This window comes from Streptomyces sp. NPDC057136, assembly GCF_042670885.1.
Classification (GTDB): Bacteria; Actinomycetota; Actinomycetes; order Streptomycetales; family Streptomycetaceae; genus Streptomyces.
Map to the genome: position 1 here is coordinate 27,589 of NZ_JBHUUV010000032.1, position 25,071 is coordinate 52,659.

The 25,071-nt window shown below is 68.5% G+C and carries 23 protein-coding genes and 1 tRNA gene; 13 read left to right on the forward strand and 11 right to left on the reverse strand.

Features of this window, described 5'->3' with window-relative positions:
- Positions 1–66: 66 nt before the first annotated feature.
- From ACFT7S_RS29620 to ACFT7S_RS29630, 3 genes are all read right to left on the reverse strand, one after another.
- Positions 67–1,017, reverse strand: coding sequence for a DUF4429 domain-containing protein (locus ACFT7S_RS29620; RefSeq protein ID WP_382737114.1), 951 nt, complete (start codon positions 1,015–1,017; stop codon positions 67–69).
- 84 nt (positions 1,018–1,101) lie between these two features.
- Entirely contained in the window at positions 1,102–2,310 is a 1,209-nt protein-coding gene (locus tag ACFT7S_RS29625) for an alpha/beta hydrolase (RefSeq protein WP_382737115.1), read from the reverse strand.
- A gap of 239 nt (positions 2,311–2,549) precedes the next feature.
- A complete protein-coding gene (locus ACFT7S_RS29630) occupies positions 2,550–3,224 on the reverse strand; it encodes a TetR family transcriptional regulator (protein ID WP_382737117.1) in 675 nt (224 codons plus the stop codon).
- 129 nt (positions 3,225–3,353) lie between these two features.
- On the opposite strand from ACFT7S_RS29630, the gene ACFT7S_RS29635 reads away from it, so the two are divergent.
- Positions 3,354–4,964 carry an MFS transporter gene (locus ACFT7S_RS29635; protein WP_382737118.1) on the forward strand — a complete coding sequence of 537 codons (1,611 nt, stop codon included), beginning with the start codon at positions 3,354–3,356 and terminating at the stop codon, positions 4,962–4,964.
- 193 nt (positions 4,965–5,157) lie between these two features.
- Positions 5,158–5,520 (forward strand): peptidase inhibitor family I36 protein, encoded by a 363-nt coding sequence (locus ACFT7S_RS29640; protein WP_382737119.1) that lies wholly within the window; start codon positions 5,158–5,160, stop codon positions 5,518–5,520.
- A gap of 63 nt (positions 5,521–5,583) precedes the next feature.
- On the opposite strand, the gene aceE is transcribed toward ACFT7S_RS29640, so the two are convergent.
- On the reverse strand, positions 5,584–8,325 hold the full coding sequence (gene aceE / locus ACFT7S_RS29645; RefSeq protein ID WP_382737121.1) for a pyruvate dehydrogenase (acetyl-transferring), homodimeric type: 2,742 nt from the start codon (positions 8,323–8,325) through the stop codon (positions 5,584–5,586).
- Positions 8,326–8,806: 481 nt separating this feature from the next.
- On the opposite strand from aceE, the gene ACFT7S_RS29650 reads away from it, so the two are divergent.
- From ACFT7S_RS29650 to ACFT7S_RS29675, 6 genes are all read left to right on the forward strand, one after another.
- Complete coding sequence (locus tag ACFT7S_RS29650; protein WP_030564649.1) at positions 8,807–9,244, forward strand: DUF3052 domain-containing protein; 438 nt, start codon at positions 8,807–8,809, stop codon at positions 9,242–9,244.
- A 143-nt stretch (positions 9,245–9,387) separates the two neighbouring features.
- On the forward strand, positions 9,388–9,846 hold the full coding sequence (locus tag ACFT7S_RS29655) for a peroxiredoxin (protein ID WP_382737122.1): 459 nt from the start codon (positions 9,388–9,390) through the stop codon (positions 9,844–9,846).
- 168 nt (positions 9,847–10,014) lie between these two features.
- A complete protein-coding gene (locus ACFT7S_RS29660) occupies positions 10,015–10,590 on the forward strand; it encodes a TerD family protein (RefSeq protein ID WP_185302899.1) in 576 nt (191 codons plus the stop codon).
- An 80-nt stretch (positions 10,591–10,670) separates the two neighbouring features.
- A complete protein-coding gene (locus tag ACFT7S_RS29665) occupies positions 10,671–11,246 on the forward strand; it encodes a TerD family protein (protein WP_382737124.1) in 576 nt (191 codons plus the stop codon).
- Positions 11,247–11,313: 67 nt separating this feature from the next.
- Positions 11,314–12,465 carry a DUF475 domain-containing protein gene (locus ACFT7S_RS29670; protein ID WP_382737125.1) on the forward strand — a complete coding sequence of 384 codons (1,152 nt, stop codon included), beginning with the start codon at positions 11,314–11,316 and terminating at the stop codon, positions 12,463–12,465.
- A gap of 172 nt (positions 12,466–12,637) precedes the next feature.
- Positions 12,638–13,372, forward strand: a complete 735-nt coding sequence (locus tag ACFT7S_RS29675; RefSeq protein ID WP_382737127.1) for a Tellurium resistance — start codon at positions 12,638–12,640, stop codon at positions 13,370–13,372.
- Positions 13,373–13,428: 56 nt separating this feature from the next.
- Here the strand turns inward: ACFT7S_RS29675 and ACFT7S_RS29680 are convergent, their stop codons facing one another.
- Positions 13,429–14,286, reverse strand: coding sequence for a TerD family protein (locus ACFT7S_RS29680; protein WP_382737128.1), 858 nt, complete (start codon positions 14,284–14,286; stop codon positions 13,429–13,431).
- 229 nt (positions 14,287–14,515) lie between these two features.
- Here ACFT7S_RS29680 and ACFT7S_RS29685 point away from each other — a divergent pair, with 229 nt between their 5' ends.
- Genes ACFT7S_RS29685 through ACFT7S_RS29695 form a run of 3 tightly spaced genes read left to right on the forward strand, consistent with a single transcriptional unit; the run spans position 14,516 to position 18,979 of the window.
- Positions 14,516–15,676 (forward strand): HpcH/HpaI aldolase/citrate lyase family protein, encoded by a 1,161-nt coding sequence (locus ACFT7S_RS29685; protein ID WP_382737129.1) that lies wholly within the window; start codon positions 14,516–14,518, stop codon positions 15,674–15,676.
- A gap of 10 nt (positions 15,677–15,686) precedes the next feature.
- Positions 15,687–18,155, forward strand: coding sequence for a phosphoribosyltransferase (locus ACFT7S_RS29690; protein WP_382737131.1), 2,469 nt, complete (start codon positions 15,687–15,689; stop codon positions 18,153–18,155).
- A complete protein-coding gene (locus tag ACFT7S_RS29695; protein ID WP_382737133.1) occupies positions 18,152–18,979 on the forward strand; it encodes an HAD family hydrolase in 828 nt (275 codons plus the stop codon). Before ACFT7S_RS29690 ends, ACFT7S_RS29695 begins: the two co-directional genes overlap by 4 nt.
- Positions 18,980–19,066: 87 nt before the next feature.
- Here ACFT7S_RS29695 and ACFT7S_RS29700 read toward each other — a convergent pair whose 3' ends face one another.
- The 4 genes from ACFT7S_RS29700 to ACFT7S_RS29715 form a co-directional block, all read right to left on the reverse strand.
- Complete coding sequence (locus tag ACFT7S_RS29700) at positions 19,067–19,285, reverse strand: zinc ribbon domain-containing protein (RefSeq protein WP_382737135.1); 219 nt, start codon at positions 19,283–19,285, stop codon at positions 19,067–19,069.
- A gap of 37 nt (positions 19,286–19,322) precedes the next feature.
- The gene (locus ACFT7S_RS29705; protein WP_382737137.1) at positions 19,323–19,904 is read right to left on the reverse strand and encodes a DUF4383 domain-containing protein; all 582 of its coding nucleotides are present in this window, start codon (positions 19,902–19,904) and stop codon (positions 19,323–19,325) included.
- Positions 19,905–20,084: 180 nt separating this feature from the next.
- A complete protein-coding gene (locus ACFT7S_RS29710) occupies positions 20,085–21,455 on the reverse strand; it encodes a hypothetical protein (RefSeq protein WP_382737139.1) in 1,371 nt (456 codons plus the stop codon).
- A 71-nt stretch (positions 21,456–21,526) separates the two neighbouring features.
- Positions 21,527–22,303 carry a DUF4097 family beta strand repeat-containing protein gene (locus ACFT7S_RS29715; RefSeq protein ID WP_382737141.1) on the reverse strand — a complete coding sequence of 259 codons (777 nt, stop codon included), beginning with the start codon at positions 22,301–22,303 and terminating at the stop codon, positions 21,527–21,529.
- A 209-nt stretch (positions 22,304–22,512) separates the two neighbouring features.
- On the opposite strand from ACFT7S_RS29715, the gene ACFT7S_RS29720 reads away from it, so the two are divergent.
- Positions 22,513–22,587, forward strand: a tRNA-Val gene (locus ACFT7S_RS29720).
- A 194-nt stretch (positions 22,588–22,781) separates the two neighbouring features.
- Positions 22,782–23,561, forward strand: a complete 780-nt coding sequence (locus ACFT7S_RS29725) for a hypothetical protein (protein ID WP_382737143.1) — start codon at positions 22,782–22,784, stop codon at positions 23,559–23,561.
- A gap of 68 nt (positions 23,562–23,629) precedes the next feature.
- On the opposite strand, the gene ACFT7S_RS29730 is transcribed toward ACFT7S_RS29725, so the two are convergent.
- Positions 23,630–24,772 carry a tyrosine-type recombinase/integrase gene (locus tag ACFT7S_RS29730; protein WP_382737145.1) on the reverse strand — a complete coding sequence of 381 codons (1,143 nt, stop codon included), beginning with the start codon at positions 24,770–24,772 and terminating at the stop codon, positions 23,630–23,632.
- Positions 24,772–24,969 (reverse strand): helix-turn-helix domain-containing protein, encoded by a 198-nt coding sequence (locus ACFT7S_RS29735; RefSeq protein WP_382737147.1) that lies wholly within the window; start codon positions 24,967–24,969, stop codon positions 24,772–24,774. Before ACFT7S_RS29735 ends, ACFT7S_RS29730 begins: the two co-directional genes overlap by 1 nt.
- Between the last annotated feature and the right edge of the window lie 102 nt (positions 24,970–25,071).

The window sequence follows — 25,071 nt, forward strand, 5'->3', positions numbered from 1 at the left end:
GGAGCGAACCCGTCCGACCACGTCATACCGGAGTACGGGATGCCGCGTCCGGTGCCCCGGGCCCCGCTACAGCTCCGAGAGCAGCTGCGCCTTCTTCGCGCCGTACTCGTCATCGGTGACCAGCCCCGCCTGGTGCAGTTCCCCCAGGTGTCTGATCCGCTCGGCGATGTCCGCCGGATCGCGCCGCCCTGCGCCGACCAGGGCGGCGGGCGCCGTCGCGGGCGTCGCCTGACGGCGGCGTACGGATTCCAGTACGGCGGCGGCGAACGGCAGCGACTCGTGCACCGGGCCGTAGCCGAGACCGAAGACGACCGCCGCCGGGTCCTGGTCCGCCTGTGTGGGGCGGACAGCGGCCCGGAGGCCCTGCGCCCCGCCCACTCCTCCGTAGGTCTCACCGGGCGCGTCCACCGGGCCCGCCATGACGGAGTCCGTCACCGCGGTGCGCGGCACGAGCCGCAGATAGCCGTCGAACGCCTCGGGCGAACGCCACTCGACGCCGCACAGCTCGCCGACCGGGAACGTCTGGTCGCCGGCCTTCCACTTGGCGCTGGACGCACCGGCCCAGGACCACCGGAAAGAGATCCGGTCACCGTCGAAGCCGGCCCGGCCGTCGTACGCCTTGAAGCTCATCGGGGCCTCGGGCGCCGCGACCATGAACCGGTCGGCGGGCTGTGCCGCGTCCGGCCCCAGCACGGCGCGCAGCTCGTCCGCGTAGTACTCGGCGAGCATCTCGCGTTCGGCGGGAAGCACCAGCCGGTACGGATCGCAGCCGTCCTTCAGCTGCCCGGCCGCAGCCTCAAGCAGTGGATCGGCACCGGGTCGCGGCACCGCGTGCAGAACCACCGTGCCCCGCTTGCCCGGGGTCAGCGTCACCGACGACAACGCCGCGTGCGGGACGCGACGTTCACGCAGGCTCTGGAAGAGCTTCGGCGTGCGGATACCCCGTTCGAAGCGGATGAGCACGGAGTCGGTGTCGAACTCCCAGGTGGCATGAATTCCGGCCAGCACATCACCCATGTGCCTCATCGTATGCGGCACCGGCCCCCACGTCCCCCCTCGAAGCGAGCCGCAATTCGGCTCAGGTACCGCGCTCTACGCGCGTCAGGAGTTCCGCTCGCCGGAAATCCCGCTGTGGCAGGCGCCGTCGCCGCTCGCGCAGCTGACCGAGTCGTAGGCGCCCACGCCGATCGCCGCGAAGTTGCTGAGGCTCTCCGTGCCCGGCTCGAAATAGCCGCTGTGCCCGATCGCGCCCCGCGCCGACATGATCCGCGCACCGAACTCCGGATCGACCGGATCGGCGCCGTGACCGATGCCGCCGACCGCCAGATGCGGCACGTCCTGAATCCAGTCGTCGTGGTCCCGCATCGCCCACACCCTGGCCCCGGTGTCCAGCTGCTCCGCCCGCTCCACCCGCATGCCGGGACTGCCCGCGACCGCGATGTCCGTCACCCGTGACGGCAGGTCGTCCGCGGCGACCCCGCACAGCACGGAGCCGTAGCTGTGGCAGAACAACGAGACGCGTGAGGTGCCCGGCAACACGTCGACCAGCGCGTTCAGCCGCACCGCCCCGGCCCTCGCCAGCCGGCCCAGCGCGGCGTCCACGCCGATCCCGGCGGGGGAGGTGTAGTCGGCCCACGCGATGACCGCGGTACGGGTACCGGGGCGGGCGGCGCGCTCGGCCGCGTACAGCGACTGCGCCATGCCGACAGGGGCCGAGTACTTCCGGCCGGAGCGCTCCAGGGTCAGCAGATTCGTATCGACACCGGGGACCACGACCGAGACCCGGCTCGCCGTGTCGAGATCGCCGAAGACCTCTGCGGCGAGTCCCTTGCCCGACGGGTCGAAGGCCAGGATGTGGCGGTCGTTCGCGAGCATCGAACGGAAGCGGTCCAACCTGCGCAGCGCCTCGTTACGGCCGCCGGGCGAGAGTCTCGTGTCGTGCATCCGCCGCTGCTCCACGGCCCTCGCCTGTTGCAGGGCCTGCCGGTTGGCGTGGTAGCGCAGAGTCACCGGGGCGCCGTTCAGATTTCCCACGACGAGCGGGTAGGTGTCGGCGAGCGTGGTTTGCTGCCGGGCGGTCAGCGTGGCGAAGAAGTGGGCCAGCCGGTAGGGCGGCGAACCGACGTCCGGCAGGGCGTGACCGGCTATCCGTCCTTGGGCCCAGGAGGCCAGCGCGATCTCGCGTGGCTCGTCGGAGCGTTGCTGACGCACGGCGGTCCACCCGGTGGTCGCCAGCATCACGAACACGACCGCGACGGCGAGCAGAGCGCGCCATGCGGTGAGCGTGGGGGAGGAGTCGAAGGAAGTCACTGAGCCTCACCCTAGGAGACGCGCGCCGGAGCCCGTGGCAGGGGTGACACGCATCACCCGTTGGCGAGGAATTCGGCCGCCGTTCCTCACACTGCGTGTGTGCCCCGCGTACGCTGCGGTGCGCCTGACGCCCTGTTGGCGCGGGATGCGGGTTGCCTGGCCGGCCGTGTGTGAGGTCCGCCATGCGGAGACCCTGAGATGTGCGGCACACCCGGAGCCGGAACTTGGACCGACCGGTCTTACTGGGCCGAGGCCCCGGTTGGCGGGGTCCGCCAGTTTTCGGCCAGCGCGGGACCGAGGTGGTCCAGGTACTCCTCGGTCAGGACCCGCAGCGATTCCATGCTGGTGTCGTGCCCCTGGCCCCACTGCTGTCCGGCCACCCGCATCACCGCGGCGAACGCGGCGACGGCGATCCGCGGGCGCGTATCGGTCTCCATGTCGAGCCCTTCGCGCCGGGCGATCAGCTGGGCGATCTCGTCCTCCAGGGCGACACCGCGGCGCATGTGGGCGGCGATGAGCGACGGGGTCGATTCGATCATCCGGTACGTCCTCATGTGGAGGTCGATCGGGATGAGCGCCTCGATGGCCTCGCCGATGCTGTTCCAGGCGCACAGGACGGACCGGCGCATCGCCTCGAAAGGGGCTTCTGCGGCGGGGCGTTGACGCAGCTCCGTGAGGAAGCGGGACTCGACCATCGTCTGTACGGCGAAAGCGGCCTCCTCCTTGTTCGCGAAGTAGCGGAAGAAGGTGCGCTGGGAGACCTCGACGGCCTCGGCGATCTCGTCGACGGTCGTCCGGTCGTAGCCCTGCGTGGTGAAGAGTTCCAGGGCGGCGTTCAGCAGGGCGTCACGGGTGCGTTGTTTCCTGCGTTCACGCAGCCCGGCCGGAGGTTCGGCTTTCTGCCCTTCTGGCACGTATCGGCTCTCTTTCTGACGCTGCGACCTGATGCCTCGACCGGCTTGGATGGCCTGTGGGCTACGGGACAGTTACCGAGTTGTGAATCCGTTTGTCAACTGTCAGTGGCTGACACTAATCTCCAGCGCATGACTAGTCAGACCACCGTTGAGAAGGCGTCGCGGGAACCGGAGAAGACGGTTTCCCCAGCCCCGGCCAAGGGTCTTCGCGGCCACCCCTGGCTGACGCTGTTCGCCGTTGCCATCGGCGTGATGATGGTCGCGCTCGACGGCACGATCGTCGCGATCGCCAATCCCGCCATCCAGAAGGATCTCGGTGCCTCGCTGGCCGACGTCCAGTGGATCACCAATGGCTACATGCTCGCACTCGCGGTGTCGCTGATCACCGCAGGCAAGCTCGGTGACCGCTTCGGTCACCGCCAGACCTTCCTGATAGGCGTCGTCGGCTTCGCCGCGGCGTCCGCCGCCATCGGCCTCTCCGACGGCGTCGCCCTGGTGATCACGTTCCGCGTGCTCCAGGGTCTCTTCGGCGCCCTGCTGATGCCGGCCGCGCTCGGCCTGCTGCGCGCCACCTTCCCGGCCGAGAAGCTGAACATGGCGATCGGCATCTGGGGCATGGTGATCGGCGCGTCGACCGCCGGTGGCCCGATCCTGGGTGGCGTGCTCGTGGAGCACGTCAGCTGGCAGTCCGTCTTCTTCATCAATGTGCCGGTCGGTGTCGTCGCGGTCGTCCTCGGCCTGGTGATCCTCAAGGACCACCGCGCGGAGAACGCCCCGCGATCCTTCGACATCGGCGGCATCGTGCTGCTGTCCCAGGCGATGTTCTGCCTCATCTGGGCCCTCATCAAGGGTGCGGAGTGGGGCTGGGGCGACTACAAGACGCTCGGCTTCCTGGGCGCCGCGGTGATCCTTTTCGTCGTCTTCGCGCTCTCCCAGAAGAACGTGCGCGAGCCGCTGATCCCGCTGGCCATGTTCAAGTCCCTGCCGCTGTCGGCGGGTGTGGTCCTGATGGTGCTGATGGCCTTCGCCTTCATGGGCGGGCTGTTCTTCGTCACCTTCTATCTGCAGAACGTGCACGGCATGAGCCCCGTCGACAGCGGTCTGCATCTGCTGCCGCTGACCGGAATGATGATCGTCGCCTCGCCCCTCGCGGGCGTCCTCATCACCAAGTTCGGTCCGCGCGTGCCGCTCGTCGGCGGCATGGTGTGCACCGCTGTCGCCTGCTTCGGCATGTCCCAGCTGACCATCGGCACGGGCACGCTGACCATGTCGATCTGGTTCGGTCTGCTCGGCCTCGGTCTCGCACCGGTCATGGTCGGCGCCACGGAGGTCATCGTGGGCAACGCCCCGATGGAGCTCTCCGGCGTCGCGGGTGGCCTCCAGCAGGCCGCGATGCAGGTCGGTGGCAGCCTCGGTACGGCGGTGCTCGGCGCGATCATGGCTTCCCAGGTCGACTCGAAGCTGGCCGGCAACTGGGCGGAGGCGGAGCTTCCGCCGGTCTCCCCCGAGCAGCTGGAGAAGGCGTCGTCGGCCGTCGAGGTCGGTATGCCGCCGATCGCCCCCGGCACCCCGCCGGAGGTCGCCGCGAAGATCGCGGGCGTCGCGCACGACACGTTCGTGTCGGGCATGAGCACCGCGTTCATGGTCGCCGGGATCGTCGCCGTGGGAGCGGCCCTGGTCGCCACCCTCACCAAGCGCGGCGACAACGCCGAAGCGGGCGCGGGAGCCGGACACATCTAGGTCCGCTCGGCCTCCGGGCCGCACTCCTCTCCCCGATCGCCGGACGGGCTCCATGGCCCGTCCGGCGATTTCTTTGTGCCCGGCGTCAGAAACCCCTATCAGGGTGGCGCCGCCCGAGACCCCTTCCCCCGGGGCTGCCCCGCAGGTCAGGGTGCGGACAACTGATCCGCACGACCACGGGGGACGAACCATCATGCGCACCACTGTCCTTGCGGCCGCACTGGCCGCCACCGCACTGATCCCGCCGACCGGTGTCCACGCCGCACCCGTCCAACTCGGCACCTGTGACGCCGGGCAGCTCTGTCTCTGGAAGAAACCGGACTTCACCGGCGCCCGCCAGGTCCACGAGCTGTCCACCGTCGACGTCGACAGCTGCGTCCCGCTCCCCGCGGGCACCAAGGCCCAGGCGCTCGCCAACCGCACCGGGCGGCCCGTCACCACCTACCAGTCGGCGGAGTGCGCCGAGACCGGTGAGTTCGAGACGTACCCGGGCGGCGGCACCTGGGTGCCCAGGTCCTCGTACCAGGTCAGGGCCTTCAAGATCTGGGAGAGCTGACCCGGACACGGCGAAGGGGCGGCGCGACCTTCCGGTCCCGCCGCCCCTTCGCTATCTGTCTGCTTACGCGTCGCCGCCGGCCGGGCCCGGATCGGCCGCGGCCACATCCAGGAGGTCGTAACGGTCGACCGCCGTCTTCAGGGCGGACCGGTCGATCCTGCCCTCCTTCGCGAGCTCGGTGAGCACCGCGAGCACGATCGACTGGGCGTCGATGTGGAAGAAGCGGCGGGCCGCGCCACGGGTGTCGGCGAAGCCGAAACCGTCGGCGCCCAGCGACTGGTACGCGCCGGGAACCCACCGGGAGATCTGGTCCGGTACGGAACGCATCCAGTCCGAGACCGCGACGAACGGGCCCTCGGAACCGGAGAGCTTCGACGTGACGTACGGGACGCGCTGCTCCTCCTCGGGGTGGAGCAGGTTGTACCGCTCCACGTCCACGGCCTCGCGGCGCAGCTCGTTCCAGGAGGTCGCCGACCAGACGTCCGCCTTGACGTTCCACTCGTCGGCGAGGATCTGCTGTGCCTCGACCGCCCACGGGACCGCCACACCGGACGCCATGATCTGGGCCGGGATCTGGCCCTTCTCGCCGCTCTTGTAGCGGTACACGCCCTTCAGGATGCCCTCGACGTCCACGTCGGCGGGCTCGGCCGGGTGCTGGATCGGCTCGTTGTAGACGGTGAGGTAGTAGAAGACGTCCTCGTTCTCCTCGGGCGTCCCCCCGTACATCCGGCGCAGACCGTCCTTGACGATGTGCGCGATCTCATACCCGAACGCCGGGTCGTACGCGACACAGCCCGGGTTCGTCGAGGCGAGGAGCTGCGAGTGGCCGTCCGCGTGCTGGAGACCCTCACCTGTCAGCGTCGTACGACCGGCGGTCGCACCCAGCACGAAGCCGCGCGCGAGCTGGTCGGCCATCTGCCAGAACTGGTCACCGGTGCGCTGGAAACCGAACATCGAGTAGAAGACGTAGACCGGGATCAGCGGCTCGCCGTGTGTGGCGTACGCCGATCCGGCGGCGATCAGCGACGCCGTACAGCCGGCCTCGGAGATGCCGTCGTGCAGCATCTGCCCGGTCGGCGACTCCTTGTAGGCGAGGAGCAGGTCGCGGTCCACGGCCTCGTACTGCTGACCGAGCGGGTTGTAGATCTTCGCACTCGGGAAGAATGCGTCCATGCCGAAGGTGCGGTACTCATCGGGCGCGATCAGCACGAAACGCTTGCCGATCTCCTTGTCCCGCATGAGGTCCTTCAGGATGCGGACGAACGCCATGGTCGTGGCGATCGACTGCGTACCCGAACCCTTCTTCGCGGTCGCGTACGTCTTCTCGTCGGGCAGGGCCAGCGGCTTCGCCCGCACCACGCGCGTCGGGACGTAACCGCCCAGACCCTGGCGGCGGTCGTGCATGTACTGGATCTCTTCCGAGTCGCGGCCCGGGTGGTAGTACGGCGGGTAGCCCTCGTCCAGCTGCTTGTCCGTGATCGGGATGTGCAGCCGGTCGCGGAAGCGCTTGAGGTCCTCGACCGTGAGCTTCTTCATCTGGTGGGTCGCGTTGCGGCCCTCGAAGTTCGGCCCCAGGGTCCAGCCCTTGACCGTCTGCGCCAGGATCACCGTCGGCTGGCCCTTGTGGGCCTTGGCCGCCGCGTACGCCGCGTAGACCTTCTTGTGGTCGTGGCCACCGCGGCCCAGGTGCAGGATCTGGTGGTCGGACATGTCCTTGACCATGTCCCGCAGCCGCGGGTCGTCGCCGAAGAAGTGGTCGCGGATGTACGCACCGGTCTCGGTGGCGTACGTCTGGAACTGCCCGTCCGGCGTGGTGTTCAGCTTGTTGACCAGGATGCCCGTGCGGTCCTGCGCGAGCAGCGGGTCCCACGTGCGGTCCCAGACCAGCTTGATGACGTTCCAGCCGGCGCCGCGGAACTGCGACTCCAGCTCCTGGATGATCTTGCCGTTGCCGCGGACCGGGCCGTCGAGGCGCTGGAGGTTGCAGTTCACCACGAAGGTGAGGTTGTCCAGGCCCTCACGGGCGGCGATGGACAGCTGGCCCAGCGACTCGGGCTCGTCCATCTCGCCGTCGCCCAGGTAGGCCCACACATGCGACTTGGAGGTGTCGGCGATGCCGCGCGCCTCCATGTAGCGGTTCATCCGGGCCTGGTAGATCGCGCCGAGGGGGCCGAGGCCCATCGAGACGGTCGGGAACTCCCAGAAGTCCGGCATCAGCCGCGGGTGCGGGTAGCTGGACAGGCCGTTCGGAGCCTTCGACTTCTCCTGGCGGAACGCGTCGAGCTGCGCCTCGCTCAGCCGGTCGAGCAGGAACGCGCGGGCGTAGATCCCGGGGGACGCGTGCCCCTGGAAGAAGATCTGGTCGCCGCCGTCGCCCTCGTCCTTGCCGCGGAAGAAGTGGTTGAAACCGACGTCGTACAGCGACGCGGAGGAGGCGAACGTGGCGATGTGGCCGCCGACGCCGATCCCGGGACGCTGGGCGCGCGACACCATCACGGCCGCGTTCCAGCGGGTCGCGTTGAGGACCTTGCGCTCGATCTCCTCGTCGCCCGGGAAGAACGGCTCGTCCTTCGTGGCGATCGTGTTGACGTAGTCCGTACTGCGCATCTCCGGCACGGCGACGCGCTTCTCGCGCGCGCGCTCGATGAGCCGGAGCATCAGATAGCGGGCACGCTCACGGCCCCGCTCGTCGACGGCGGCGTCGAGGGAGTCGAGCCATTCCTGGGTCTCTTCGGGATCGAAATCCGGGACCTGGCTCGGAAGGCCGCCAATGATGATCGGGTTGCGATCGGATCCGGAAGCCACGCTGTTCCTTCGCTGTTCGGTGCTGCTCTACGGGGCCTGGTTACGGGGAACGGACCCCCGGGACATCTGTTGTGCGCCGCCTCCATCGTGTACCGCGAGGGCGCAAACGTCATCTCTACCGTGGGGTAACCGCGAGGTTCTGAAGCCTCGCACCCTGGCACGAGTATGGGCGTCGAAGGATGGGTCGGGCCAAACCGCAACCATACGCCCAACCCGTCCAAGCGTTCCCAAAGGCTGTTCGACTCCGATTGGCGGATCGAAACGGCATAAGCTGAGGAAGGACGTAAACGGACTTGGCGCTATCGAGGGCCCCGCAGGAGACCGGCCGGAGGTTGCGGCGACGTGGCAGGGAACGTCACCGTTTAGGCGGTCTCGGGGGCTGGGTACTTGCGCGATTCGCCGAGCCCGTGTGGACTACGGCCAACGCCCCGCGTACGCGCGTGGGTGAAGCATTTTCCGAAACATGATCAGGAGGCAACCCGTGAGCGCGACCGCGGACCACGCGGAGGAGCGGACCAACCCGGCAGCACGCCTGGGGTTCGAGCCCGGACAAGTGGTCCAGGAGATCGGCTACGACGACGACGTCGAGCTGGAGCTCCGTGAGGGCATTGAGGCCACTACCGGCCAGGAACTCGTCGATGAGGAGTACGACGACGTCGCAGACGTTGTCCTGCTCTGGTTCCGCGACGAGGACGGCGACCTTACGGACGCGCTGGTGGATGCCATTGGTCTGCTCGAGGACGGCGGTACGGTCTGGCTGATGACGCCTAAGACCGGCCGTGACGGATACGTCGAGCCGAGCGACATCAACGAGGCTGCCCAGACAGCCGGTCTCGCCCAGACCAAGAGCATCAGTGCGGGCAAGGACTGGACGGGCAGCCGTCTGGTCACCCCCAAGGGGGCCAAGGCCAAGCGCTGAACCCTCTCCCACCACCCGGGGCCCCCGACGGCATCACGCCGCCGGGGGCCTTCGTACAGGTGCGCGCAGGGCCACTGCATAGGGTGGGGACACCCGGACGGACCGGTCCGGGTATGCGGTGGAGTACTGAAGGGACGCGTTTCATGGCGATCGAGGTCGGCACCCAGGCCCCGGAATTCGAGCTGAAGGACAACCACGGGCGGACCGTGAAGCTCTCCGACTACCGCGGCGAGAAGAACGTCGTGCTGCTCTTCTACCCGTTCGCCTTCACCGGTGTCTGCACGGGCGAGCTCTGCGCACTGCGCGACGAACTGCCCCGGTTCGAGAACGACGACACCCAGCTGCTCGCCGTCTCCAACGACTCGATCCACACCCTGCGCGTCTTCGCCGAGCAGGAGGGCCTCGAGTACCCGCTGCTCTCGGACTTCTGGCCGCACGGCGAGACCTCGCGGGCGTACGGCGTCTTCGACGAGGAGAAGGGCTGCGCGGTGCGCGGCACCTTCGTCATCGACAAGGACGGCACGGTCCGCTGGAGCGTCGTCAACGGTCTGCCGGACGCGCGGGACCTCAAGGACTACATCAAGGCCCTCGACTCGATCTGATCCCCGCCTGCTCCCCGGTCGGTCCCCGATCCGGGAGATCTCCTGGCGCCGCCCCGCCAAAAGCCTGTTTTGGCAGGGAACCGGTCACTAGGATCCATTCGTTGATCCGATGCCAACGCACGATGGGGAAGCTGGTTCTGCCGGCCCCTTAAAACTATGGGAGGACTCGTGGGAGTCAGCCTCAGCAAGGGCGGCAACGTCTCGCTGACCAAGGCCGCGCCCAACCTGACGGCGGTCATCGTCGGTCTGGGCTGGGATGCCCGTACGACCACCGGCGGTGACTTCGACCTCGACGCCAGCGCGCTGTTGACGGGTGTCGACGGCAAGGTGGGCAACGACGGCAATTTCGTCTTCTTCAACAACCTGAAGAGCCCCGACGGCTCCGTCGAGCACACCGGTGACAACCTCACCGGTGAGGGCGAGGGCGACGACGAGGTCGTCAAGGTGAACCTCGCCGGGGTCCCTGCCGACGTCGACAAGATCGTCTTCCCGGTCTCGATCTACGAGGCCGAGAGCCGCCAGCAGAGCTTCGGCCAGGTCCGCAACGCGTACATCCGCGTGGTGAACCAGGCAGACAACACTGAGCTCGCGCGCTACGACCTGAGCGAGGACGCCTCGACGGAGACCGCGATGGTCTTCGGCGAGCTGTACCGCAACGGTGCGGAGTGGAAGTTCCGCGCCATCGGCCAGGGTTACGCCTCGGGTCTGCGCGGTATCGCGCAGGACTTCGGCGTGAACGTCTGAGTCACACCAGCTTTTCCCGTCAGGCGCCGCACGATGTGCGGCGCCTGACGTTCTCATCCATCGACACGGGGAGGACACACATGGGCGTCACGCTCGCCAAGGGAGGCAATGTCTCCCTCTCCAAGGCCGCACCCAACCTCACCCAGGTGCTGGTCGGGCTCGGCTGGGACGCACGATCCACCACCGGAGCCGACTTCGACCTCGACGCCAGCGCGCTGCTGTGCCAGTCGGGCCGGGTGCTCGGTGACGAGTGGTTCGTGTTCTACAACAACCTCACGAGCCCGGACGGCTCCGTGGAGCACACGGGCGACAACCTCACGGGGGAGGGCGAGGGCGACGACGAGTCGGTCATCGTGCACCTCGACCAGGTGCCCGCGCACTGCGACAAGATCCTCTTCCCGGTGTCGATCCATGAGGCGGACAATCGGGGGCAGACGTTCGGGCAGGTCAGCAACGCGTTCATCCGCGTGGTGAACCAGGCGGACGGCCAGGAGCTGGCGCGGTACGACCTGAGCGAGGACGCCTCCACGGAGACCGCGATGATCTTCGGTGAGCTCTACCGGTACGGCGGGGAGTGGAAATTCCGTGCAGTCGGGCAGGGGTACGCGTCGGGGCTACGAGGCATCGCTCTAGACTTCGGGGTCAACGTTTCGTAAAGCCGCGTACACGCGGGGGAGCCCCTCACTCACCGGGGGAGGTCCGTACAAACACGATGGGGTGCCAGTGATTCTGAAAACCTTCGGCTGGTCGTTCGCGATTACCGCGCTCGGCCTGGTCGCAGCGGTGTTCTACGGGGGGTGGCAGGCGTTCGGCATTGTTGCCATCCTGTCGATCCTGGAGATCTCGCTGTCCTTCGACAACGCGGTGATCAACGCCGGAATCCTGAAGAAGATGAATGCCTTCTGGCAGAAGATCTTCCTCACGGTCGGTGTGCTCATCGCGGTCTTCGGTATGCGGCTGGTCTTCCCCGTCGTGATCGTCGCCATCAGTGCCAATCTCGGGCCGATCGAGGCCATCGACCTGTCGTTCAACGACCCCGACAGGTACAAGGAACTGGTCACGGACGCGCATCCGTCGATCGCCGCCTTCGGTGGCATGTTCCTGCTCATGATCTTCCTCGACTTCATTTTCGAGGACCGCGACATCCAGTGGCTGCGCTGGATCGAGCGCCCCCTCGCCAAGCTCGGCAAGGTCGACATGCTGTCGGTCTGTGTCGCGCTGATCATCCTGATGATCTCCGCCATGACCTTCGCGACCCACGCCCACCAGCACGGTGGCGGTCACGCGGACAAGGCGGAAACGGTCATGCTGTCCGGCATCGCCGGCCTCATCACGTACCTCGTCGTCGGTGGGCTCTCGGGATTCTTCGAGAACAAGCTCGAAGAGGAGGAGGAGCGCGAGCACGAGGCCGAGGAAGAGGCCAAGAAGGCCGGCAATCCGGTCTCCGCGGTCGTTCTCGCCGGCAAGGCCGCGTTCTTCATGTTCCTCTACCTCGAGGTCCTCGACGCGTCCTTCTCGTTCGACGGTGTCATCGGCGCCTTCGCCATCACCAACGAGATCGTGCTGATGGCCCTCGGCCTCGGTATCGGTGCCATGTACGTCCGTTCGCTCACCGTCTACCTGGTCCGCCAGGGCACGCTGGACGACTACGTCTACCTGGAGCACGGCGCGCACTACGCGATCGGCGCCCTCTCCGTCATCCTGCTCGTCACCATCCAGTACGAGATCAACGAGATCATCACCGGCCTCGTCGGCGTCGTGCTGATCGGTTGGTCCTTCTGGTCGTCGGTCCGCCGCAACAAGGCGATCGACGCGGCAGAAGGCGACGGGGGCGACAGCTCCGGTTCCAAGGCGGAAGTCTCCTCCGGGGTGTGACCCGGTAGGGAATGAGGAACGCTCTCTGCGGGGCGGCCCACACGGCGGCGGTTCTCCGGAACCGGCCCGGGGCCGCCCCGCAGTGACGTACGGGGGCTGTGACGACGCCCGGGACGCCTGGAGCCCAGTCGGCGGCTCCACCCGGGCACAACCGGAAATGTGGGGGGTTGGGATGGCCTTCTGGGACAGCCTGTGGCCGGGGCGGGAAGCGGTGTTCGAGGCGGGCAACTCCGCGACGAACTCGATCGTGCTCTCCAAGCGGCATGCCACGGTCTCACTGAACAAACAGGGCGCCCTGTCCGGAAATCTCCGCGTCAACCTCTCCTGGAGGATGCGCAGCTCGGACATCGAGGGCAGGTCGCGGCAAAGCGGGCGGCTGCTGCGTCCCATGAAGCTCTTCCAGCCCGATGTCGTCCAGGCGCACACCCAGGGCGTGGTCAACGTCGACCTGGACCTGGGCTGCATGTACGAGCTGAAGGACGGCACCAGGGGCGTGGTGCAGCCCCTGGGCAATCTGATCGGTGATCTGAACGGGCCGCCGTACATCCGGCTCAGCGGCGACGACCGCTTCGGGGCGCCGTCGGGGGAGACCGTGTACGTCAACCTCGACCAGCGCGACCAGATCAAGCGGCTGCTGTTCTTCGTCTACATCTACGACCAGACGCCGGCCTTCGACCGTACGCACGCCAAGGTGACGCTCTATCCGGGCAACGGCCCCCGGATAGAGATCGAGCTCGACGAGAGGGCCCCGCAGGCACGGTCCTGCGCCGTGTTCACCGTCGAGAACATCAAGGACGAGCTGATCGTGCGGCGCGAGGTGAAGTTCGTATACGGCTTCCAGTCGGAACTGGACCGGCTGTACGGCTTCGGCATGCAGTGGGGGCGCGGCTACAAGACCCGGGCGTGACGGCGCCCGGGACGCCACGCGTGGCTCAGGACCTGCTCAGTCCTGCTCAGTCCTGCTCAGGACCTGACGAACTGAGGGCCCTGCGGGGGCAGCGTGAAATTCGGGTCCGGCGCGTACGCCGCCGCTGCGGCGGGCTGCGGATAGCCGTACGCGGGCGGGGCGGCGGCCGGCTGCGGGTAGCCGTAGGCGGGCTGGGGCGGGGCGGAGTGCTGCCCGGCAGGCTGCGGGTATCCGTACGCGGGCTGCTGGTGCTGCACCGTGGCCTGGGCGTCGGGGGCGAGCTCGGGCGCGGGCGGGAACGGCGGCGCGGGCACGGGTGCGGCCTGAGCGGGTGCGGACGCCTGGTCCTGCTCGGGGGCCGGCTCCGTGGCCGTCTCGTCGACCGAGATACCGAACGCCGTCGCGAGTCCGACGAGGCCCGTCGGATAGCCCTGCCCGACCGCCCGGAACTTCCAGCCCTCACCACGCCGGTAGAGCTCGCCGCAGATGATGGCGGTCTCCTCGCCGGTCTCCGCCCGGACGTCGAAGACGGCCATCGGATCGCCGTCGGCCGACGCGGCGTCGTACAGCAGGATGCGCAGATCCCTGACCCGTTCGAACGCCGCCCCGTCGGAGGACGCGGCGATCACCACCTGGTCCACCGAGGGGTCGAGCGAGGAGAGATCCGCCTCGATCGTGTCGGTGAGCCCCTCGGGGACGCTGCGCTTGGGCAGGCGTCGTACCAGGCCGGAGGGGTGCCGGGGCTGGTTGTAGAAGACGAAGTCCTCGTCGGAACGCACCCGGCCGGAGGCGCCGAGCAGCAGGGCGGAGGCGTCCACATCGGGGACGCCGGCGCCCGGGGTCCAGCGCAGCACGGCCCGTACGGCCGTGGCATCGAGGGGGACGTTCGAGCCCTTCAGCATCGCGTGCGTCATGCCCGTCATCCTGCCTGTTGGCAGGCCGAACGGACAACGCGGGGGCCCGACGGGTTTCGGTGGCGGCCCCCGCGGAGGCGTTACGGGTGGAGTGGCGGTAACTCGCGGGGAGTGCGCGTAATGGACGGGTTACCCGAAATTCATGCCTCTGGGGAACTGCCGACACCCGTCCGTACGTACTATTACCGGCCATACGTTGTCCGGCCGGTCAGGAAGTACGGGGGATCACATGCGTCATTTCGGGCATATCTCGCCCGCTGTCCGGGAGGGCCTGTTCTTCCAGGAGCCGTGCGTATTCGACGCCGACTCTCCCGCCCGCATGCTCTCGGCGGCCCTCGGGGCCACGCTCTACAGCCCCGCGACCCGGCCGACCCTGGCCGACGACGTGGTCAAGCAGGCCGGTCGCGGAGTCGTCTCGATGGTGCTGTGCCTGGAGGATTCGATCGACGACGCCGAGGTGGCGGACGGCGAAGCGAACCTGGTCAGGCAGTTCGCGGACCTCGCGGCGAGGGGCACGGAGACGCCGCTGCTCTTCATCCGGGTCCGCGCCCCCGAACAGATCACCGACCTGGTGAGCCGGCTCGGCGGCTCGGTCCGGCTGCTGTCCGGATTCGTACTGCCGAAATTCACGGAGGAGCGCGGCGTCCTCTTTCTGGAGGCGCTCGTGAGCGCCGAGGCGACAACCGGGCGGCGGCTCTTCGCGATGCCGGTCCTGGAGTCACCGGAGCTGCTGCACCTGGAGACCCGGGCGGAAGTCCTCCAGGGGATCTCCCGCACCGTGAACAAGTACCGCGAGCGGGTGCTCGCACTGCGGCTCGGCGTCACCGACTTCTGCTCTGCGTACGGTCTGCGCCGGGCCTCCGACATGACGGCGTACGACGTCCAGATCGTCAGCGCCGTCATCGGCGACGTCGTCAACGTGCTGGGCCGGGCCGACGGCACGGGCTTCACGATCACCGGTCCGGTGTGGGAGTACTTCAGGCTCCAGGAGCGCATGTTCAAGCCCCAGCTGCGCCGCAGCCCCTTCGCCGGGCGAGCCGAGGAACTGCGTACCGCCCTGATCGAACACGACCTGGACGGACTGCTGCGCGAGATCGAGCTGGACCGTGCCAACGGGCTGCTCGGCAAGACCTGCATCCACCCGTCCCACGTGCTGCCCGTGCACGCGCTGTCCGTGGTCAGCCACGAGGAGTTCAGCGACGCGCGGGACATCCTGCGGCCCGAGCGCGGTGGCGGCGGAGTGCTCCGGTCGGCGTATACGAACAAGATGAACGAAGTGAAGCCGCACCGCGCATGGGCCGAGCGCACCGTGCAGCGGGCCGAGGTCTTCGGTGTGGCGAAGGAAGACGTCGGGTTCGTGGAGCTGCTGGCCGCGGGCCTGGCGGACTGAGCGCGTATCGATGAGCGAGCGCGCAACGAGGAAAGAGACAGTGGACGTGGTGTGGACGGGCAGCTGGGTTGCCGAGCGGCTGGGAGTCGAGCTCGTCGGCGACGGGGAGCTCCGGGACCTGCTGGGTCTCGCCCTGCGCCGCAACCCCAAGCGGGCACACCTGCTCGTATCGAACGTGCTGGGCAAGCACGTACCGCAGAAGCCCTCCGTGGTCTACGGGGCGGGCTTCGAGCTGGGGGAGCGGGTACGCGACCTCCTTGGTGAGGCGGAGGCCCGCCACGCCGTCGTCCTGGGGTACGCGGAGACCGCGACCGGCCTCGGCCACGCGGTGGCGGACGGGCTCGGTGTGGCGCCGTACCTCCACTCGACGCGCCGGCCCGTCGAGGGTGTGGCCCGTGCGGGCGGCTTCGAGGAGTCGCACTCGCACGCCACCTCGCACCTGCTGCTTCCCGAGGACCCGGCCCTGCTGTCGCCCACCCCCTCCGATGCGCCGCTGGTACTGGTCGACGACGAGTTCTCCACGGGCAACACCGTGCTCAACACGATCCGGGCCCTGCACGAGCTGTATCCCCGTGAGCGGTACGTCATCGTGGCGCTGGCGGACATGCGCTCGGCGACGGACCGGGGGCGGCTGGCCGAGTTCGCCGACGAGATCGGCGCCCGCGTCGACCTGGTGGCCAGAAGCGTCGGGACGGTGCTCCTGCCGGACGGTGTGCTGGAGCGGGGGCAGAGCCTGGTGGCGGCCCAGGAGTCGGCAGCGTCTGCTTTTGAGGCAGGGGACGACGAGCCCGCGAAGCGCGACCCTACCCGGATCGAGCTGGCGTGGCCCTCGGGCGTCCCCGACGGTGGACGGCACGGCTTCACCCCGGCGCACCGCGCAACCCTGGAAGCGGCCCTGCCGGGCATGGCGGCCCGTATCGACGAGGCACTGGGCGACGCCCGGCGCGTACTCGTCCTCGGCTTCGAGGAGCTGATGTACGCCCCGCTCCGCCTCGGCACGGCCCTGGAGGAGGTCTCAGCCGCCGAGGTGCGGTACTCCACCACGACGCGCTCCCCGGTCCTCGCCCTCGATAACCCGGGGTACGCGATACGCAGCCGGCTGGTCTTCCCGGCCCACGACGATCCGGCGGACGGCCCCGGCGACCGGTACGCGTACAACGTCGCGGGTGCCGGCTTCGACGCCGTCGTGGCCGTCGTGGACTCCGCCGCGGACACCCCCGCACTGCACGCCCCCGACGGTCTGCTGGCCCGGCTCGCCGCACACGCCGACCACGTACTGCTGGCCGTGGTCCCTTCGTACGCCCCGTCCCGCGCCGTCGAACGGCAGGAGCCCCCCATGCTGCCCGAGCCCCTCCGAGGCCCCGCCTTCTCCTCCTACGCGGGGGGCGACGTCGGCTGGCTGCTCCAGGACCTCTCGGACACCGAGCTGGAAGCGCCCACCGAGGAGCGCGAGGAAGCGATACAGAGCGGTGGCGCGCACTACGCCGAGTCGCTTCCCGTCGAATACCAGCCGACGCCGCAGTACCAGGACCTCTTCAAGGCCGCGCTCGACACCTCGGCCGCCCGGGTGGCCCGGGCCGTCGGCACCGTCACCGAGACCGTCCTCGCCGAACGGTCCCCCCGCCCCGTCCTGGTCTCCCTGGCCCGGGCCGGCACTCCCGTGGGCGTGCTGATGCGCCGCTGGGCCCAGTACCGCTACGGACTCGACCTGCCGCACTACGCCGTCTCCATCGTGCGCGGCCGGGGCATCGACGCCAACGCCCTGCGCTGGCTGGCGGCCCACCACGACCCGGCGGACGTCGTCTTCGTCGACGGCTGGACGGGCAAGGGCGCCATCACGAGGGAACTCGCCGCCGCCCTCGCCGAGTTCGAGGGCTTCAATCCCGAGATCGCGGTCCTGGCCGACCCCGGTGGCTGCGTCCGGACCTACGGCACACGGGAGGACTTCCTCATACCCTCCGCCTGCCTCAACTCCACGGTCTCCGGCCTCATTTCCCGTACGGTCCTGCGCTCCGACCTGGTCGGCCCGGACGACTTCCACGGGGCGAAGTTCTACCGCGAGCTCGCCGGCACCGATGTGTCCGGCCACTTCATCGACACGGTCGCCGACCGCTTCGGCGAGGTCGTGGACGCGGTGGACGCCGACGTCAAGGAGCTCCTCGCGGCCGACCGCGCCCCCACCTGGGAGGGCTGGGCCGCCGTCGAGAGGATCAGCGAGGAGTACGGCATCCACGACGTGAACCTCGTCAAGCCGGGTGTCGGCGAGACAACACGCGTACTGCTGCGCCGCGTTCCCTGGAAGATCCTCGCCAAGCGCGGCGCGGGCGCCGACCTCGACCACGTGCGACTTCTCGCCGAACAGCGCGGCGTACCGGTCGAGGAGGTCGACGAACTCCCGTACACCTGCGTGGGGTTGATCCACCCGCGGTTCACCCGCGGTGCCACCGGTGCGGACGGCAGGGCGGTGACGGGCAAGTGAGCACACAGGTAACGCTGGTCGCGAGCGACCTCGACCGCACCCTCATCTACTCGGCCGCGGCCCTCAATCTGCCCATGCCGGACGCGGAAGCCCCCCGGCTGCTCTGCGTCGAGATCTACGGGCACAAGCCGCTGTCGTACGTCACCGAGACGGCGGGGGCGCTGCTCGAAGCACTGAGCGGCAGCACGGTGTTCGTCCCCACCACCACCCGCACCCGCGAGCAGTACCACCGCATCCATCTCCCCGGCCCCGCCCCGCAGTACGCCATCTGCGCCAACGGCGGACACATCCTGGTCGACGGGGTCTCCGACCGGGACTGGCAGCGGCAGGTCGCGGCCCGGCTCGCCGACGAATGCGCCTCCCTCGCCGAGGTCAGGGCCCACCTCGTCGCCGCCGCCGACCCCGCCTGGCTCCTCAAGGAACGGATCGCCGAAGACGTCTTCGCGTATCTCGTCGTCGAGCGCTCGCTGCTTCCCGAGGGCTGGGTGAAGGAACTGGCGGACTGGGCGGACGGCCGGGGCTGGACGGTCTCGCTCCAGGGCCGCAAGATCTACGCCGTACCCAGGCCGCTCACCAAGAGCGCCGCGATGAACGAGGTCGCACGCCGCTGCGGCGCCTCACTGACCCTCGCCGCCGGTGACTCGCTCCTCGACGCGGACCTGCTGCTCGCGGCGGACCGCGCCTGGCGCCCCGGCCACGGCGAACTCGCCGACAACGGGTGGACCGCTCCGAACGTCGAGGTGCTGGGCGAGACGGGGATCGCGGCGGGGGAGGAGATCCTGCGCCGGTTCATCGGGGCCGCGGGTGCGGAGCGGCGCCGGTAGCGGGGACCGCGGAAAGCGTGCTGTTCACGGTCGCGGGCGGGCTGACGCTCTCGCGCAAGAGGTAGCGCCGCCCCGCTCATACATCCGTCAGCCGCAGCAACCGCCCCCGCAGCAACCGCCTCCGCCCCCGCCACCGGCCGGTGCGGGCGCGGACTGGGCGGCGCCGCCCACGGCGACGGCGGAGAGCAGCTTCACGGTGTCCTCGTGCCCGGCGGGGCAGGTGGCGGGGGCGGAGGACTCCGCCATCGGACGGCTGACTTCGAACGTGTCGCCGCAGGGGCGGCAGCGGTACTCATAGCGAGGCATGGTCCAAGGGTAGAGCCCAGGGACAGCACCCACGCCGCTACCGCCGAACCTCCGGCATCCGCGGAGCCGGCCGACGACGCGCTTCGCGCGCGGCCTGCTCGGGGTGACGGGCCTGCCAGTACGGGTTGTCGTGCGGAAGGCGGCCGCTGACTCGTCCGTACATGCCGAAGAACATCAGCATCAGGCCGACCACGAAGCTGAACAGCACGTTCTGCATGCGGAAGGCGAGGAAGTTGAAGTCGGAGTCCAGCAGAGCGAGGTTGACGAACCCGCTCAGGATGAACGCGATCCCCAGGACCATGTTGAGCGTCGAGGCGACATTGCCGCCGATCACCATTCCGGCGAAGAGCAGCAGCCCGACGCAGATGGACAGGACACTGAGCGCGCCGTTGGTGTTGAGGCTCGCCACGGTGTCGCCACCGGTATCGAAGAAACCGACCTTGTCGATGAGACCGAGGATGCCGAACACGAGCAGAACGAGCCCGGTGAGCCCGGCGCCGACCCGGTAGACCTGGTTGAGCCGGTGATCGAGGGGGAGATGCTCATCGAGCTGCACGGTCCTGCTGCGTACGCCCGACGGAGTCGGGCCATGCCGTAGATGGGGGACGTGAAGGGCCATACGAGCCTCCTTCGGCCGCAGGCGGATACGGCGCGTCGTACGGGCGAGGACCTGCCTGCCTACTGCGAGGACCTTCCTGCCTACTTCCAGGATCGGCCCATGGACGGCCGGGGACAAGCGTAGAGAAAAGGGGCCACCCCTCCTGTCTCCCGCCCGCCTCTCCCGCCCGCCCGCCCTGCCTCAGGCCCCGGCCCCGCGCTCCTCACGGATGCCCGAGACCACGCGTGCCACGGACTGGCGTACGTCTTCGGTCTCGGTCAGGAAGTGCCAGTAGTCCGGGTGGCGCCCCTCCAGCCCCGCGACGGCCCGGTCCAGCCGGGACACGGCGTCGTCCAGCGGCCGGGCATGGCGCGGATCGGGGGTGTTGCGCCCGTCCATCGCCAGCCGCTGGGCGTCCCGGATCGCGAATCGGGTCCGCTGGATCTCCTGCTGCGGGTCCTTCGCCACCGCGTTCAGCCGCTGCAAGCGGTCACCGGCGGCGGACACCGCCTCGTCCGTCGCGTTCAGCAGGGCGCGGACCGTGCTCAGCTGCGCCGTCGCATCGGCCCACCGCTGCTCGTCACGGGCCTTCGTGGCTTCCGTGAGCTTCTCCTCGGCCTGCCGGATATTCACCGCGGCCTGCTCGGGAACGGGCTGGAGGTCCTGCCAGCACGCGGCCGAGAACCGGCGCCGCAGCTCGCTCAGGACCGGCTCGACCGAGCGCGCGCGCGTTGTCAGTGCCTGGGCGCGGGTACGGAGCGACACCAGACGCCGGCCGATCTCGGCGGCCCGCTCCGGAAGCCGGTCAGCCTCCGCCCGTACGGCCTCGGCGTCCCGCAGCACCTGGTCGGCCCGCTGCAGCGTCTCCGGCACGCCATGCCGGCCGGCGCCCTGATTGAGCCGCGTCAGCTCCGGCGCGAGAGCCGCCAGCCGCGCCGCTAGGTCGTCGGCGCGCAGGCCGGAGGCCCGTACGGCATCGAGGGCATTGCTCGCCCCGAGCAGCGCCTGCCGTGCGCGCTCCACGGCGGGTGCGAGCCGGGCGAGCTGCGTCTCGGCGCTGCCGAGCAGCGGCCCGAGACCTTGAGCGAACCGGTCGAGCTCGCCCTTGACCCGTACGAGCTCGTCCTTCGCCTTCGTCAGCTCGGTCAGGGCGTGGGCGGCGACCGACGGCTCCAGATCGTGCCGGTCGAGGTCGTGCGCGTCGACGGCTGTGATGTACCCATGGCTCACCTCGTCGATCCGCCGCCCCAGCGCGGCGAAGTCGTCGACGGCCTTACGGGCCCGGGGCGAGCTGTCCACGGCGGTGATCGTCTCGATGGAGATCAGCAGATCGCGCTGCGCGGTGTCGAGCTCGTAGAAGGCGGCTGCGGCGGCATCCTTCGCCGCCTGGGCGTCGGCCCGCTGATTCTCGCCCCCGCGCCCGCCGAACCAACGCCGCGTACCTCCGCCCGCGAAGGCCGCCGGCAGCGCGGCGGCCAGCAAGGGGACCGGAAACAGCATCAGTGTCAGGACATCCCGGACGACGGAACCCCCACCCGCTTTCGCCTGCGGCCGCGCGTGTGTCGCCGTCACATCCCTCTCCCGTGCCGTTTCGCCCTGCCCGGTTCATTCTCCCACCAGGTAAGGACGAACACACGGGTCGGTTAGTTCGCGCTTCGGACGGTGACTTCGCCGTTGTCGCTGCGCGCCCGCACCACATGCGGGCTGTCGTCGCGACGCGGCACCTTCACGGATACGTCCCCGTTGTCGGCCTCGGCGGTCACGGCGTACGTGTCCTCGCCCTCGGGCAGCTCGATGGTGATCCCCCCGTTGTCGCTGACGGTCTCCACCAGCGCAGGCACGCTGGTGAACATCAGCCGCACGGAACCGTTGTCCGAGTGGGCGTTCACGGACGAAGCGGAGATCCGCTCCGCCACGACCTCACCGTTGTCGCTCTCCAGCTTCAGCGGCCCACTGGAGTCCCGGACCACCACCTCGCCGTTGTCGGACGCGAGATCGAGCCGCGTATCGAACCCGGAAGCGGTGACCTTCCCGTTGTCCCCGTTCACGGTCACGGCCACCCCACGCGGCACCTTCACCCGGTGTTGCGCCTCGCAGTTACTGATCATCGCGTCGCACTTCACCTGAAGGCGCAGGACCCCGTTGTTCATCTCCCAGACGGCCTCGGGCCCGTTCCCCAGCACGACCCACCCATCGAACCGCCGCGTCACCTCGACCCGCCGCACATCGGCCGGCACGAGCTCCACACTGGAGTTCTCGGAATCAATGGTCAGCGCCTTGCCGCCGAGCGCGAACGACTTGCGCTCGGCGGGAGCATCGTCGACATCGGTACCCCCGCACCCACTGAGGGCAGCAACAAGCACAAGAACCCCGCCGGTGGCGCCGAGGGCGCTGGTGAGTGTGCGCGTACGCAAGGTCATGGTGGTCGGTCCCCCCGATAGTGCCGCCGGTGTGCCTTCACCGTATGTACTCGCACCATCCGGGAGGCATCCGGACGGCTACCGTCTTGGGGGTGGGGATAGCCCCCGCACGCTTCCGGGGCGCGGGGAAGACCTGGGGAAGACCAGGGGAACGGGGAACCGGTTTGCGGGGAGGGGCCGTAAGCCATGTAATCTGTTGCCTCATCCACGGGTGCGTAGCTCAGGGGTAGAGCGCTGCTCTTACAAAGCAGATGTCGGCGGTTCGAAACCGTCCGCGCCCACCAGCCAGAACGCCCCCGCAGCGAGCCGCTGCGGGGGCGTTGACGGTAGTAGTTGACGGCAGTTGGCATCCCCGGCCGACGCCCCCGCTCAGGCGCCTGACCGGGATGGCCCGCTCCCCGCCGTACGCACCTTGCCTTGTGAGTGAGTCGGGTCAAGTGGGCAATTTTGAGCCCGAGGCCAGGGCATCATTTGGCCCATGACGACTCCCGGGCCCTCGGGGCAGCAGACGGATCTTCGCAAGGTCTTCTACCAGTGTCGGTTGGGCAGGGATGACCTTGAGCGCATGTTCTCGATGGCGTGCGAAGGGATACCTCTGCCCGAGGTTCGAATTTCCACCGTGGCCGCCAATACGCGATTTTGGAAAACTAACCTCCCGGATCTCGTCGAAACGGTTCGCAGTGGTGCGCCGGAACTGAACCAAGACTGGAACAATCTATCGCTAGAAGCCGATACCGCCTCGCAAGAGCGGGGGGTGAAGATAATAATCGACAAGGATCGCACCGAAGTAAACGTGTCGGGGTCTGATACGACCTGGGCATTTGGCCAGATCGCCCGAATCGAAAATTTTCTGGTCTCCCGTGGTGCGGTATTCAGCTCCCCAAGATACGAAAACATCGTTGCCTATATTTTTCTAGCCTTCTTTCTCGGCGCGGGTACCTTCTTCCTCGTGCGCGGAGTGGACGACGACAGTGCGGCAGAGTGCATGAAGAGGGTGCGGGAGGCAAGTAGCGGTCGTGGGGCGTTCGACTTGGCATTGATCGCCTTGTACACGGTCGGGGCGCTGATTCCCTCGTACCAGCTCATGAAGCGCAGGGCCTCGCGCGCGCAGTTGAAGGTAGAAGAAAACGTAGCTTCGGGTTCCTGGTGGTCACGACTGTCCGCAGGGGAGAGGATTGCTGCTATTGGGATCCCAGTGGCCGTCATCGCGGCGCTCGCGGCAGCGGTTACGGCGGCCAATGACGTATGGGGGAAATGATCCGCGTGCCCGCACCCCGTGTTGCCCGCAGATTCCAATCTGCGAGCAACACGGGAATTTGCAGCTCTCTATGCCTGACGGCGCTTGAGGAGTCTGTCCATGTGTCCCATAGCCTCCCGCCGACTGGCATCGGAGACGTGGGTGTAGATGTTCATGGTCACGGCGATCTGTGAATGCCCGAGGATTTCCATTACGACCCGTGCCGGCACACCGGCGGCGAACAGGAGCGTGGCGCATCCGTGCCGGGCGTCGTGCAGCCGGATGCGGCGCAGTCCAGCGTCCTCCGTGATGCGCTCAAACGACCGGCTGAGGTTCCTCGGCTCGATAGTTCGCCCGGTCCTGGTCGTGAACACGTAGTCGCTGTCATTGCAGGCGTGCCCTGCGGCGAGGCGCTGCTCACCCTGGCGGAGCCGCTGCCAGCGCAGCGGCGCCACGCACATGAGCGGTACGGGGATGGCGCGCGTGCGGCGGTTCTTCGTGGAGTCCGCGTACAGCTCCTTCTGCACCCGCTGAATCTGGTTCTGTACGGTGAGCGTCCGGCGTTCCAGATCAATGTCCGACCAGCGGAGTCCAAGAACCTCTCCCCGCCGCAGACCCAGAGCAACGGCCAGCACGAACGCTGCGTACAGCGGATTCTTCCTCGCGGCCTCCAGGAAAGTCGCCGTCTCCTCTAGGTCCCACGGCTTCAGCTCCCGCGACTGAACCCGGGGGGCCGGAACGAGCATGACCACGTTTCTGCTGATCAGCTCCTCGCGGCATGCGGCCGTAAGAGCGCTGCGGAGAACGCGGTGCGACTCCTTGGCTGTCGCAGCCGATGCCTGTGTCGTTACGGCTGTGAGCATGCGGCGCACGTCGGCGGCACCAAGGGTTTCCAGGCGCTTGGAGCCGATCTGCGGGATCAGGTAGCGGCGTACGTGCGTCTCGTACTTGGCGTACGTCGTCTTCTTGCGGTCGTCCCTGACGAACTCCTCCAGCCAGTAGGGCAGCCATTCGGAGAGCTTGGCGGAACGAGTGGGCGTGGGGACGCCTTGCCGGTCGCGCAGGACCAATTCCTGCCGCTTGATGTCGCATTCGTCCCAGGTGCTGCCGTAGACGGTCTTACGCTTGCGCGTGCCGTTGGGCTGGGGGACGTACACGCGGGCCTCATACCGACCGTCCTTGCGCCGCCAGATGCTGCCGGCGCCGTTCGGGTTCCTCTTCTTCGGTGCCATCAGGCGGCTTCCTCCAGCTTGGTTTCCATGAAGGTGCGGAGAGATTCGGCGGGGATGCGGCGGGCGCGGCCGATGGTGATGCTCGGGAGCTCCCGCGAGCGGATGAGGTTGTAGACCGTGAATCGGCTGAGTTCGAGCGCTTCCATGACTTGGGGGACGGTGAGCGCTCTGTGGGTGGTGGGCAGAGGGGTGGTCACCAGGGGGCTCCTCGGCTGTCCGGGTGGGGCGGTGGGGCGGTTTCCCGTGACAGAACTGACAGAAATCACCTGCACTGCGTCTGACCTGCTGGTTTGCCCGCT